Raw genomic sequence first — 13,393 nt, forward strand, 5'->3', positions numbered from 1 at the left:
CCTGGTTTCTGAAAGCCATCACGATATGCCTGACCGGGTCCTGGGTGCTGGGGCATGCGCCAACATGAAGGAAATTCATGCAAAACGGCGGCACGCCTAAAATCCGTGCAGCTTTGTTATTATTCGGCACCTTCTGATATTCGCCCGACCAGGTAGTTCCTATGTCCGACCGCAGCGCTCGTTTACAAGCACTCCAGAAAGCACTCAAAGAGCGCATCCTGATCCTCGACGGCGGCATGGGTACTATGATCCAGAGTTACCGCCTGGAGGAACACGACTATCGTGGCACGCGCTTCGCCGATTGGCCAAGCGACGTGAAGGGTAACAACGATTTGTTGCTGCTCACCCGCCCCGATGTGATCGCCGCGATCGAGAAAGCCTACCTCGACGCCGGCGCGGATATTCTCGAAACCAACACCTTCAACGCCACGCAGATCTCCCAGGCCGACTACGGCATGGAAGCGCTGGTGTACGAACTCAACGTCGAGGGTGCGCGCGTGGCCCGCCAGGTGGCGGACGCCAAGACCCTGGAAACCCCGGACAAGCCGCGCTTCGTCGCCGGCGTGCTCGGCCCGACCAGCCGCACCTGCTCGATCTCCCCCGACGTCAACGACCCCGGCTACCGCAACGTCACCTTCGACGAGCTGGTGACCAACTACATCGAGGCCACCCGTGGGCTGATCGAAGGCGGCGCCGACCTGCTGCTGATCGAGACCATCTTCGACACCTTGAACGCCAAGGCGGCGATCTTCGCCGTGCAGCAGGTGTTCGAGGAAGACAACGTCGAGCTGCCGATCATGATCTCCGGCACCATCACCGACGCCTCCGGCCGCACCCTGTCCGGCCAGACCACCGAAGCGTTCTGGAACTCGGTACGCCACGCCAAGCCGATCTCCATCGGCCTGAACTGCGCCCTGGGCGCGAAAGACCTGCGCCCGTACCTGGAAGAGCTGGCCGGCAAGGCCGATACCTTCGTCTCCGCGCACCCCAACGCCGGCCTGCCCAACGCCTTCGGCGAATATGACGAAACCCCGGCGGAAATGGCCGCGGTGGTCGAGGAGTTCGCCGCCAGCGGCTTCCTCAACATCATCGGCGGCTGCTGCGGCACCACCCCGCCGCACATCCAGGCCATTGCCGAGGCCGTGGCCAAGCACAAGCCACGGGCCATCCCGGACATCCCCAAGGCCTGCCGCCTGTCGGGCCTTGAGCCGTTCACCATCGACCGCCAGTCGCTGTTCGTCAACGTCGGCGAGCGCACCAACATCACCGGCTCCGCCAAGTTCGCCCGGCTGATCCGCGAAGAGAACTACACCGAAGCCCTGGAAGTGGCCCTGCAGCAGGTCGAGGCCGGCGCCCAGGTGATCGATATCAACATGGACGAAGGGATGCTCGACTCCCAGGCCGCCATGGTCCGCTTCCTCAACCTGATCGCCGGCGAACCGGACATTTCCCGCGTGCCAATCATGATCGACTCCTCCAAGTGGGAGGTGATCGAGGCGGGCCTGAAGTGCATCCAGGGCAAGGGCATCGTCAACTCGATCTCGATGAAAGAAGGCGTCGAGCAGTTCAAGCACCACGCCCGCCTGTGCAAGCGCTATGGCGCCGCCGTGGTGGTGATGGCCTTCGACGAGGTCGGCCAGGCCGACACCGCCGCACGCAAGAAAGAAATCTGCCAGCGCAGCTACGACATCCTGGTCAACGAAGTGGGCTTCCCGCCGGAAGACATCATCTTCGACCCGAACATCTTCGCCGTGGCCACCGGCATCGAGGAGCACAACAACTACGCCGTCGACTTCATCGAAGCCTGCGCCTACATCCGTGACCACCTGCCCTACGCCCTGAGCTCGGGCGGTGTATCGAACGTGTCGTTCTCGTTCCGTGGCAACAACCCGGTACGCGAGGCGATCCACTCGGTGTTCCTCTACCACGCCATCCAGAACGGCCTGACCATGGGTATCGTCAACGCCGGCCAGCTGGAGATCTACGACGAGATCCCCGCCGCCCTGCGCGAAAAGGTCGAGGACGTGGTGCTCAACCGCACCCCGCACGGCACCGATGCCCTGCTGGCGATTGCCGACGACTACAAAGGCGGCGGCGCCACCAAGGAAGTCGAGAACGAAGAGTGGCGCTCGCTGCCGGTGGCCAAGCGCCTTGAGCATGCGCTGGTCAAAGGCATCACCGCCCACATCGTCGAGGACACCGAAGAGTGCCGCCAGCAGTCGGCGCGCCCGATCGAGGTCATCGAAGGCCCGCTGATGAGCGGCATGAACGTGGTCGGCGACCTGTTCGGCGCCGGCAAGATGTTCCTGCCCCAGGTGGTCAAGTCGGCCCGGGTGATGAAGCAGGCCGTGGCCCACCTGATCCCGTTCATCGAGGAAGAGAAAGGCGACAAGCCCGAGGCCAAGGGCAAGATCCTCATGGCCACGGTCAAGGGCGACGTGCATGACATCGGCAAGAACATCGTCGGCGTGGTGCTCGGTTGCAACGGCTACGACATCGTCGACATGGGCGTGATGGTGCCGGCCGAGAAGATTTTGCAGACCGCCCGCGAGCAGAAGTGCGACATCATCGGCCTGTCCGGCCTGATCACCCCGTCGCTGGACGAGATGGTCCACGTCGCCCGCGAGATGCAGCGCCAGGACTTCCACCTGCCGCTGATGATCGGTGGTGCCACCACCTCCAAGGCGCACACGGCGGTGAAGATCGAGCCCAAGTACTCGAACGACGCCGTGGTGTACGTCACCGACGCCTCGCGCGCGGTGGGCGTGGCCACGCAACTGCTGTCGAAGGAACTCAAGGCCGGCTTCGTCGCCAAGACCCGCGAAGAATACGTGGAAGTACGCGAGCGTACCGCCAACCGCAGCGCCCGCACCGAGCGCCTGAGCTACGACCAGGCCATCGCCGCCAAGCCGCAGTACGACTGGGCCGGCTACCAGGCCGCGGTGCCTAGCTTCACTGGCGTCAAGGTGCTGGAGAACATCGACCTGCGCACCCTGGCCGAGTACATCGACTGGACCCCGTTCTTCATTTCCTGGGACCTGGCCGGCAAGTTCCCGCGCATCCTCACCGACGAAGTGGTCGGCGAGGCTGCCACGGCGCTGTACAAGGACGCCCGCGAGATGCTCGACAAGCTGATCGACGAGAAGCTGATCAGCGCCCGCGCGGTGTTCGGTTTCTGGCCGGCCAACCAGGTCGAGCATGACGACATCGAAGTCTATGGCGATAACGGCGACACCCTGGCCACCCTGCACCACCTGCGCCAGCAGACCATCAAGCCCGACGGCAAGCCCAACTGGTCGCTGGCCGACTTCGTCGCCCCCAAGGACAGCGGCGTGACCGACTACGTCGGCGGCTTCATCACCACCGCCGGCATCGGTGCCGAGGAAGTGGCCAAGGCCTACCAGGACAAGGGCGACGACTACAGCTCGATCATGGTCAAGGCCCTGGCCGACCGCCTGGCCGAGGCCTGCGCCGAGTGGCTGCACGAGCAGGTGCGCAAAGAGCACTGGGGTTACGCCAAGGACGAGCACCTGGACAACGAGGCGCTGATCAAGGAGCAGTACAGCGGCATCCGCCCCGCGCCAGGCTACCCGGCCTGCCCGGATCACACCGAGAAGGAAACCCTGTTCCGCCTGCTGGACGGCACCGCCATCGGCGAGACCGGCCCCAGCGGCGTGTTCCTCACCGAGCACTTCGCCATGTTCCCGGCGGCGGCGGTCAGCGGCTGGTACTTCGCCCATCCGCAGGCGCAGTACTTCGCCGTGGGCAAGGTGGACAAGGACCAGGTCGAGCGCTACAGCGCGCGCAAGGGGCAGGATGTGAGCGTGAGCGAACGTTGGCTGGCGCCGAACCTTGGTTACGAGGGCTGAGCCCCGTCGTCGACGATCCTGGTGGGAACAAAACACTGCTCCCGTTGACCCAACGAGGATCTTGTAGGAGCGGGCTTGCCCCGCGAACACCGGCTCTGCCGGTGCCAGGCTCCGCGTCGCCTGATTCGCGGCTGAAGCCGCTCCTACAGGGCCGTGCAAACCAAACCCCCACCCGGTAGGAGCCGGCTTGCCGGCGAACACCGGCACAGCCGGTGCAATCCTCCGCACCGCCTCCTCGCGGGTCGGGCAACCCGGAGCACAAATCCCACAGCCCCGCACCTAGCATTTCTACCAGTAGCCGCCAACACCAAGGCGCGCTAAAGAGGATCATCTCTCCTCCCACGGCAGCCCCAGCATGCACTCTCGGCTCTACATCGCTTTCCACCTGCGCTGGATCATCAGTTACTTCCTCGAGCAGAGCCTGCACCAGATCCGCCCCGACATTTCCCTTGGCGAACTGGGTGCCGACAGCTTCGACATGTTCGAGCTACAAGCGCTGATCGAAGAAACCTTCGGCATCCTGATCCACCAGCCACTGCGCCCCTACCTCACCTTCGCCGAACTGGTCGACCTGATCTTCCGGACCATGCCCGAGCCAGAAACATCGGCAGGGCCGCCCCTCACCTGACATCATCGCCCTGCCAGCTCCTCGACACTGATCTCCTGCATCCGAAACTTCTGCACCTTCCCCGTCACCGTCATCGGAAATTCATCGACAAAGCGGAAATGCCGCGGCGTCTTGAAATGCGCCAGCCGCGCCTTGCACCACTGCTGCAACTCCTCCGCCGTGGCACTGTGCCCCGGGTGCAAGCGAATCCACGCCACCACCTCCTCGCCATACTTGCTGCACGGTATCCCCACCACCTGCGCCTCGGCCACCGCCGGGTGGGTGTGGAAGAACTCCTCCAACTCCCGCGGATAGATGTTCTCGCCGCCACGGATGATCATGTCCTTGTTGCGCCCGACGATGCGCACATAGCCGTCATCGTCCATCACTGCCAGGTCGCCGGTATGCATCCACCCAGCCGGGTCGAGGGCGTCATGGGTGGCCTGCAAGTTGTCCCAGTAGCCGAGCATCACGCTGTAGCCCCGGGTGCACAACTCGCCGATCTCGCCACGGGCAACGATGCGCCCATCGACATCCACCAGCTTGGTCTCCAGCTGCGGATGGGTGCGGCCGACGGTGGTCACGCGCAGTTCCAGGCCGTCGTCGGGGCCGGTCTGCAGCGACACCGGGCTGGTCTCGGTCATGCCATAGGCGATCTGCACCTCGGCCATGTGCAGTTGGTCGATCACCTTGCGCATCACCTCGATCGGGCAGGTGGCGCCGGCCATGATGCCGCTGCGTAGCGTGGACAGGTCCAGCGCGGCACGGCTGGGGTGGTCGAGCAAGGCGATGAACATGGTCGGCACGCCATAGAGGATGCTGGCACGCTCCTCGGCCACGGCGCGCAGGGTGAGCTCGGCGTCGAAGGCGTCGTTGGGGTAGATCATGGCGCTGCCGTGGGTGATGCAGCCCAGGTTGCCCATGACCATGCCGAAGCAGTGGTACAGCGGCACCGGGATCACCATGCGGTCGCGCTCGGTCAGGCCCAGGCTCTCGCCGACCATGTAGCCGTTGTTGAGGATGTTGTAGTGGCTCAGCGTGGCGCCTTTGGGTGCGCCGGTGGTGCCGGAGGTGTACTGGATGTTCACCGGCTGATCGAATTGCAGGCCCTGTTGCCGGGCTTCGTAGGCGACTACCTCAACCTCCCCTGCCCGCCCGGCCAGCGCGGCCCAGGGCAGGAAGCCAGCGGGTGGCTCGGCGGCCAGGCTGATCACGCCGCGCAGGTCGGGCAGGCGTTCGCTGGCCAGCTCGCCCAGGGCATGGCTCGCCAGCTCAGGCACTAGTTCCTGCACCATCGCCTGGTAGTCGGAGCTCTTGAAGGCATCCGCGCACACCAGCCAGCGGCAACCGGACTGGCGCAGCACGTATTCCAGCTCGCCCACGCGGTAGGCCGGGTTGATGTTGACCAGGATCGCACCAACCTTGGCCGTGGCCAGTTGCAGGATGCACCACTGGGCGCAGTTGGGCGCCCAATTGCCGACCCGCTCGCCGACCTCCACGCCCAGCGCCATCAAGGCCCGGGCGTGCACATCGACCTCGGCGGCCAGCTCGCGCCAGCTGTAGCGCAGGTGCTGGTGGCGCACCACCAGCGCCTCGCGCTCGCCGTGGCGGGCGACGGTGGCGTCGAAGGCCTGGCCGATGGTCTGGGTGAGCAAGGGTTTGTCCTGGCGGCCGCGTGTGTAGCTTGGTTGAGGCATGGCGATCCCTTCTTGTGGTTGTTCTGGGCATGACTGAAGCAGGCGGCAATTACTCTGGCGCAGATTTACGTTTACGTAAAGGTTATGTTCCGATTGACACGTTCGAAAGGCAGGTTTACGTTAACGTCAACCACGCATCACGCCGACCCTGTAGGAGCGGGCTTGCCCCGCGATGAGGCCGGACCAGGCAGTACTGCTGGCCGTTCTGACGGGCATCGCGGGGCAAGCCCGCTCCTACAGGGCCGGCGTGGTACCTCGAATTTCAAGAACAAGAAGGTGCCCGCACATGCATTACCCCAGCCTGAACTTCGCCCTGGGCGAGACCATCGACATGCTCCGCGACCAGGTGCGCACCTTCGTCGCCGCCGAGCTGGCGCCGCGCGCCGCGCAGATCGACCACGACAACCTGTTCCCCGCCGACATGTGGCGCAAGTTCGGCGACATGGGCCTGCTGGGCATCACCGTCCCTGAAGAATACGGCGGCGCCGGCCTGGGCTACCTGGCCCACGTGGTGTCGATGGAAGAGATCAGCCGCGCCTCGGCCTCGGTGGCCCTGTCGTACGGCGCCCACTCCAACCTGTGCGTCAACCAGATCAATCGCAACGGCACCCACGAGCAGAAACTCAAGTACCTGCCCAAGCTGATCAGCGGCGAACACATCGGCGCCCTGGCCATGAGCGAGCCCAACGCCGGCTCCGACGTGGTGTCGATGAAGCTGCGCGCCGAGAAACGCGGCGACCGCTACGTGCTCAACGGCAGCAAGACCTGGATCACCAACGGCCCCGACGCCAACACCTACGTGATCTACGCCAAGACCGACCTGGACAAGGGCCCCCACGGCATCACCGCATTCATCGTCGAGCGCGACTGGAAAGGCTTCACCCGCAGCAACAAGTTCGACAAGCTCGGCATGCGCGGCTCCAACACTTGCGAGCTGTTCTTCGATGACGTCGAAGTGCCGGAAGAAAACATCCTCGGCCAGCTCAACGGCGGTGTGCGCGTGCTGATGAGCGGCCTGGACTACGAGCGCGTGGTACTCGCCGGTGGCCCCACCGGCATCATGCAGAGCTGCATGGACCTGGTGGTCCCGTACATCCACGACCGCAAGCAGTTCGGCCAGAGCATCGGCGAGTTCCAGCTGATCCAGGGCAAGATCGCCGACATGTACACCCAGCTCAACGCCAGCCGCGCCTACCTGTACGCCGTGGCCCAGGCCTGCGACCGCGCCGAGACCACCCGCAAGGACGCCGCCGGGGTGATCCTGTACACCGCCGAGCGCGCCACGCAGATGGCCCTGGAGGCGATCCAGATCCTCGGCGGCAACGGCTACATCAATGAATTCCCGGCCGGCCGCCTGCTGCGCGACGCCAAGCTGTACGAGATCGGGGCCGGCACCAGCGAGATCCGCCGGATGCTGATCGGCCGCGAACTGTTCAACGAAACCCGCTGAGCACAAGGAACCGGCGCACATGGCTACCTTGCATACCCAGATCAACCCGCGCTCGGCGGAGTTCGCCAGCAACAGCGCGGCCATGCTCGAACAAGTCCAGGCCCTGCGCGGCCTGCTCGCCCAGGTCAGCCAGGGCGGCGGGCCGAAAGCCCAGGCGCGGCACACCTCGCGTGGCAAGTTGCTGCCCCGCGAGCGCATCGACCGCCTGCTCGACCCAGGCTCGTCATTCCTCGAGATCGGCCAGCTGGCCGCCCATGAGGTGTATGGCGAGGACGTGCCGGCTGCGGGCGTGATCGCCGGCATCGGCCGGGTCGAAGGCGTGGAGTGCATGATTGTGGCCAACGACGCCACGGTCAAAGGCGGTTCTTATTACCCGCTGACGGTGAAGAAGCACCTGCGCGCCCAGACCATCGCCCTGCAGAACCGCCTGCCGTGCATCTACCTGGTGGACTCCGGCGGCGCCAACCTGCCGCGCCAGGACGAGGTGTTCCCCGACCGCGAGCATTTCGGGCGGATCTTCTTCAACCAGGCCAACATGAGTGCCTTAGGGATTCCGCAGATCGCCGTGGTGATGGGCTCGTGCACCGCCGGCGGCGCCTATGTGCCGGCCATGGCCGACGAAGCGATCATGGTGCGCCAGCAGGCGACCATCTTCCTTGCAGGCCCCCCTTTGGTGAAAGCCGCGACCGGTGAAGTGGTCAGCGCCGAGGACCTCGGCGGCGCCGACGTGCACTGCCGCACCAGCGGCGTGGCCGACCATTACGCCGACAACGACGAGCACGCCCTGGCCATCGCCCGGCGCAGCGTCGCCAACCTCAACTGGCACAAGCAGGGCAAGCTGCAATGCCAGGCGCCGATCGCGCCGCTGTACAACGCCGAGGAGTTGTACGGCGTGGTGCCGGCCGACGCCAAGCAGCCGTTCGACGTGCGCGAGGTGATTGCGCGCCTGGTCGACGGTTCGGTGTTCGATGAATTCAAGGCGCTGTTCGGCACCACCCTGGTGTGCGGCTTCGCCCACCTGCACGGCTACCCGGTGGCGATCCTGGCCAACAACGGCATCCTCTTCGCCGAGGCCGCGCAAAAAGGCGCGCACTTCATCGAACTGGCCTGCCAGCGCGGCATCCCGCTGCTGTTCCTGCAGAACATCACCGGCTTCATGGTCGGCAAAAAATACGAAGAAGGCGGCATCGCCAAGCACGGCGCCAAGCTGGTGACCGCGGTGGCCTGCGCCCAGGTACCGAAGTTCACGGTGATCATCGGCGGCAGCTTCGGTGCCGGCAACTACGGCATGTGCGGCCGCGCCTACGACCCGCGCTTCCTGTGGATGTGGCCCAACGCACGCATTGGCGTGATGGGCGCCGAGCAGGCGGCCGGGGTGCTGGCCCAGGTCAAGCGCGAACAGAGCGAGCGCAGTGGCGAGGTGTTCAGCGCGGACGACGAGAAGAAGCTCAAGCAGCCGATCCTCGACCAGTACGAACGCCAGGGCCACCCCTACTACTCCAGCGCCCGGCTGTGGGATGACGGCGTCATCGACCCGGCGCAGACCCGCGACGTGCTCGGCCTGGCGCTGTCCGCCGCGCTGAACGCCCCGATCGAACAGAGCCGCTTCGGCATTTTCCGGATGTGACCCATGAGCGACTTCGCGACTATCGAACTGGTCAAGGACCCTCGCGGCTTCGCCACCCTGTGGCTGAGCCGGGAAGACAAGAACAACGCCTTCAACGCGCAGATGATCCGCGAGCTGATCGTCGCCCTCGACCAGATCGCCGAGGACGCCAGCCTGCGCTTCGTGGTGCTGCGCGGCCGTGGCCGGCATTTCAGTGCCGGCGCAGATCTAGCCTGGATGCAGCAGTCGGCCGAGCTGGACTTCAACACCAACCTTGACGACGCCCATGAACTGGGCGAGCTGATGTACGCCCTGCACCGGCTCAAGGCGCCGACCCTGGCCGTGGTGCAAGGCGCGGCCTTCGGCGGCGCGCTGGGGCTGATCAGCTGCTGCGACATGGCCATCGGCGCCGAAGACGCCCAGCTGTGCCTGTCGGAAGTGCGCATCGGCCTGGCCCCGGCGGTGATCAGCCCATTCGTGGTCAAGGCCATCGGCGAGCGCGCAGCGCGCCGCTATGCGCTCACCGCCGAGCGTTTCAGCGGTGTGCGCGCCCGTGAGCTGGGCCTGCTGGCCGAGGTGTGCCCGGCCGCCGAGCTGGACGCGCAGGTCGAGGCCTGGGTCGACAACCTGCTGCAGAACAGCCCCCAGGCCCTGCGCGCCACCAAGGACCTGCTGCGCGAAGTGGACGATGGCGAGCTGAGCCCGGCCCTGCGCCGCTACTGCGAGAACACCATCGCCCGTATCCGCGTCAGCACCGAAGGCCAGGAGGGCTTGCGCGCCTTCCTGGAAAAACGCCGCCCCGCCTGGCAAACCGAGCACAAGAAGGAGCCGCGCCCATGAGCCGCCCCACCCTCACCACCCTGCTGGTCGCCAACCGTGGCGAGATCGCCTGCCGGGTGATGCGCACCGCCAAGGCCCTGGGCCTGACCACCGTGGCCGTGCACAGCGCCACCGACCGCGAGGCGCGCCACAGCCGCGAAGCGGACATCCGCGTCGACCTGGGCGGCACCAAGGCGGCTGAAAGCTACCTGATGATCGACAAGCTGATCGCCGCGGCCAAGGCCAGCGGTGCCCAGGCGATCCACCCGGGCTATGGCTTCCTCTCGGAGAACGCCGGTTTCGCCCGCGCCATCGAACAGGCCGGGCTGATCTTCCTCGGCCCACCGGCCAGTGCCATCGATGCCATGGGCAGCAAGTCAGCGGCCAAGGCGCTGATGGAGGCTGCCGGCGTGCCGCTGGTGCCGGGCTACCACGGCGAGGCCCAGGACCTGGACACCTTCCGCGCCGCCGCCGAGCGCATCGGTTACCCGGTACTGCTCAAGGCCAGCGCCGGGGGCGGCGGCAAGGGCATGAAGGTGGTCGAGGACGAAAGCCAGCTGGCCGACGCCCTGGCCTCGGCGCAGCGCGAGGCGCAGTCGTCGTTCGGCGATGCGCGGATGCTGGTCGAGAAGTACGTGCTCAAGCCGCGTCATGTGGAAATCCAGGTGTTCGCCGACCAACATGGCAACTGCCTGTACCTCAACGAACGTGACTGCTCGATCCAGCGCCGCCACCAGAAAGTGGTCGAGGAAGCGCCGGCGCCGGGCCTCTCCCCGGACCTGCGCAAGGCCATGGGCGAGGCCGCAGTACGCGCGGCCCAGGCCATTGGTTATGTCGGCGCCGGCACCGTGGAGTTCCTGCTCGATGCCCGGGGTGAGTTCTTCTTCATGGAGATGAACACCCGCCTGCAGGTGGAGCACCCGGTCACCGAAGCCATCACCGGGCTCGACCTGGTGGCCTGGCAGATCCGCGTGGCCTGTGGCGAGCCGCTGCCGATCACCCAGGATCAGGTGCCGCTGATCGGCCATGCCATCGAGGTGCGGCTGTACGCGGAAGATCCGGCCAATGAATTCCTGCCGGCCACCGGTACCCTGGCGCTGTACCGCGAGTCTGCGCCGGGCGAAGGGCGCCGGGTGGACAGTGGCGTCAGCGAGGGCGATGTGGTGTCGCCGTTCTACGACCCGATGCTGGGCAAGCTGATTGCCTGGGGTGAGGACCGCGAGCAGGCGCGTCTGCGGTTGCTGGCGATGCTCGATGAGTTCGCCATTGGCGGGTTGAAGACCAATATCGCGTTCCTGCGCCGCATCCTGGCGCACCCGGCGTTTGCGCAGGCGGAGCTGGATACCGGCTTCATTCCGCGTCATCAGGACGTGTTGTTACCTGCACCCCAGGCGTTGCCTGCGCAATTCTGGGAAGCCGCCGCCGAGGCCTGGTTGCAAAGCGAGCCTGCGCAGCAGCGCCAGGACGACCGCGCCTCGCCGTGGGCGGCCCGCGATGGCCTGCGCCTGGGTTTGCCGGCGCGCAGTAGCCTGCACTTGCAGTGTGAGGGGCATGAGCAGGCGGTGGCACTGGAGCGCAGCGCGCCTTCGACCTATCGGTTGGTGGGTGAGCAGCTGTACCACGATCAGGACGGCCTGCGTCGTCGTCACCTGGCGGTGCGCCGGGGCGGTACGCTGTACCTGCAATGGCAGGGTGAATTGCATGCCGTCAGCGTTCATGACCCGATTGCTGCGGCGGAAGCCAGCCACAGCCACCAGGGCGGGCTGGGCGCGCCCATGAACGGCAGCATCGTGCGGGTGCTGGTCGAGCCGGGGCAAGTGGTGGAAGCCGGGACCGCGCTGGTGGTGCTGGAGGCGATGAAGATGGAGCACAGTATTCGGGCGCCCCATTCTGGGATGGTGAAGGCGCTGTTCTGCCAGGAGGGGGACATGGTCAGCGAAGGGACAGTGCTGGTCGAGCTAGAGGCGGAGTCTGCTCAATAGCTGTTCGCCGGCAAAGCCGGCTCCTACAAGGGTCCGCGCCTGGCGCACAATCTGTAGGAGCCGGCTTTGCCGGCGAAGGCCATCTCTCCTATAGCACGCCGTGCATCCTCACCACGACGCCGAGAAACTCGCACCCCTCCTCGCAGAGCACGGTCGGATACAAGGTATTGAGCGGCCTGAGCATCCGCTGCCCGCCCTCTTCGATCAACTCCCTCAGCACCGCTGGCTTGCCAGGCTGCCTGGCCACCACCAACCTGCCCGGCGCAACCTCGATCCCCGCATCCACCAAAACCAGCACCCCCTGCGGCAAACTCCTGCCACTGGCGGCGTTCATCGAGTCATTCTCCACCGGTAACCAGAATGCATTACCGGCAGGCATATAACCGGTCAGCTCCTGGGTTTCACTGGACTCGGGCAACGCGCCCTGCAGGTCGGCCCAGCTCAACACCGGAAAGCGAAAACTGGCATGGCGCATGGCATTGACCGAAAGCGGCCGCTCCACCGCGTAAACACCCCGCTCCTCGCGCGCCATGATGTCGCGCTCGACCACCATCACCCGCGCCTCCAGGTACACCAGCCCAAGCTGCTCCAGCTTTTCGTTGACGGTCTCCAGGGTCGGCCGGCGCGTGCCACGCAACCAATGGCCGAGGCCGCCTTGGGTCATGCCCAGCCGTTCGGCCAGTTGGTACTGCTTGAGGTTGTGCTCGCGCTTGTAGCGCGACAGAAATTCGATCCAGTTTTCCATGGCGGTGAACGATACGGACTGGATGAACGGCATCAATACACATCTGGAATTATCTTAGCAGACAAAATTAATACATATTGACCTAGTATCGGTATTCCTTGTCCTTGAAGGGATTTCACAGGTGCTGGAATGAACAAACCGATAAACGAAGATACAGATCTCGACGAAGAAGCCGCCCGCCGCGCCCTCGACTACTACCTCAACCCCACCCCCACCGCCGCTGAGCTGGAGCGCTCGCTCTGGACCCTGCGCGAAGGCGTGACCGCCACGCAAGCCAGCGAGCAGGCCATGGCCCTGCTGCGCTGCGCCTCGGCCACGGCACAGGAAACCGGCGCCCATCTGCAGGGCACGACGCGGGAAGTGGTGTATGCGCTGATGCACATGATCAACATGGCCCGCGCGTTACTGGAACAGCGCAATGCCATGGAGAAAACGTCGATCTGAAGGGAGAACGTGATAGCCGACGAACGGCAATGGCCCCGATTGCCGGGGACTGGAGGTGCGTCAGAAGGATTTTTTTACCGGAACGCGGAAAAATCATTTGACTGGCAAATGATAACGATTATTATTGCACTCAGCAGGTCGCGAGACCCGCTGGATAACCTGCAACGTCCTCAG

The 13,393-nt window shown here is 65.3% G+C and carries 9 protein-coding genes; 7 read left to right on the forward strand and 2 right to left on the reverse strand.

All coding sequences use genetic code 11. The features are described from left to right. Window positions 1–161: 161 nt before the first annotated feature. A complete protein-coding gene (gene metH / locus PSEEN_RS15635) occupies window positions 162–3,869 on the forward strand; it encodes a methionine synthase (protein WP_011534520.1) in 3,708 nt (1,235 codons plus the stop codon). A gap of 355 nt (window positions 3,870–4,224) precedes the next feature. Next, the gene (locus tag PSEEN_RS15640; protein ID WP_011534521.1) at window positions 4,225–4,497 is read left to right on the forward strand and encodes an acyl carrier protein; all 273 of its coding nucleotides are present in this window, start codon (window positions 4,225–4,227) and stop codon (window positions 4,495–4,497) included. A 2-nt stretch (window positions 4,498–4,499) separates the two neighbouring features. Here the strand turns inward: PSEEN_RS15640 and PSEEN_RS15645 are convergent, their stop codons facing one another. Next, complete coding sequence (locus PSEEN_RS15645; protein ID WP_011534522.1) at window positions 4,500–6,173, reverse strand: AMP-binding protein; 1,674 nt, start codon at window positions 6,171–6,173, stop codon at window positions 4,500–4,502. 286 nt (window positions 6,174–6,459) lie between these two features. Here PSEEN_RS15645 and PSEEN_RS15650 point away from each other — a divergent pair, with 286 nt between their 5' ends. The 4 genes from PSEEN_RS15650 to PSEEN_RS15665 are packed head-to-tail and all read left to right on the forward strand — an operon-like array spanning window position 6,460 to window position 12,030. After that, on the forward strand, window positions 6,460–7,623 hold the full coding sequence (locus PSEEN_RS15650) for an isovaleryl-CoA dehydrogenase (RefSeq protein ID WP_011534523.1): 1,164 nt from the start codon (window positions 6,460–6,462) through the stop codon (window positions 7,621–7,623). 19 nt (window positions 7,624–7,642) lie between these two features. Continuing rightward, window positions 7,643–9,250: a carboxyl transferase domain-containing protein gene (locus PSEEN_RS15655; protein WP_011534524.1), complete on the forward strand. Its 1,608-nt coding sequence runs from the start codon at window positions 7,643–7,645 to the stop codon at window positions 9,248–9,250. Window positions 9,251–9,253: 3 nt separating this feature from the next. Then, window positions 9,254–10,069 (forward strand): gamma-carboxygeranoyl-CoA hydratase, encoded by an 816-nt coding sequence (locus PSEEN_RS15660; protein WP_011534525.1) that lies wholly within the window; start codon window positions 9,254–9,256, stop codon window positions 10,067–10,069. Beyond that, on the forward strand, window positions 10,066–12,030 hold the full coding sequence (locus PSEEN_RS15665; protein ID WP_011534526.1) for an acetyl/propionyl/methylcrotonyl-CoA carboxylase subunit alpha: 1,965 nt from the start codon (window positions 10,066–10,068) through the stop codon (window positions 12,028–12,030). Before PSEEN_RS15660 ends, PSEEN_RS15665 begins: the two co-directional genes overlap by 4 nt. Window positions 12,031–12,118: 88 nt before the next feature. Here PSEEN_RS15665 and PSEEN_RS15670 read toward each other — a convergent pair whose 3' ends face one another. Beyond that, a complete protein-coding gene (locus tag PSEEN_RS15670) occupies window positions 12,119–12,775 on the reverse strand; it encodes a LexA family protein (protein WP_044488837.1) in 657 nt (218 codons plus the stop codon). A gap of 129 nt (window positions 12,776–12,904) precedes the next feature. Between PSEEN_RS15670 and PSEEN_RS15675 the strand changes: the two genes are divergently transcribed. Continuing rightward, the gene (locus PSEEN_RS15675) at window positions 12,905–13,219 is read left to right on the forward strand and encodes a DUF6124 family protein (RefSeq protein ID WP_011534528.1); all 315 of its coding nucleotides are present in this window, start codon (window positions 12,905–12,907) and stop codon (window positions 13,217–13,219) included. Window positions 13,220–13,393: the final 174 nt, after the last annotated feature.

It is taken from the genome of Pseudomonas entomophila L48 (genome assembly GCF_000026105.1).
Lineage (GTDB): Bacteria > Pseudomonadota > Gammaproteobacteria > Pseudomonadales > Pseudomonadaceae > Aquipseudomonas > Aquipseudomonas entomophila.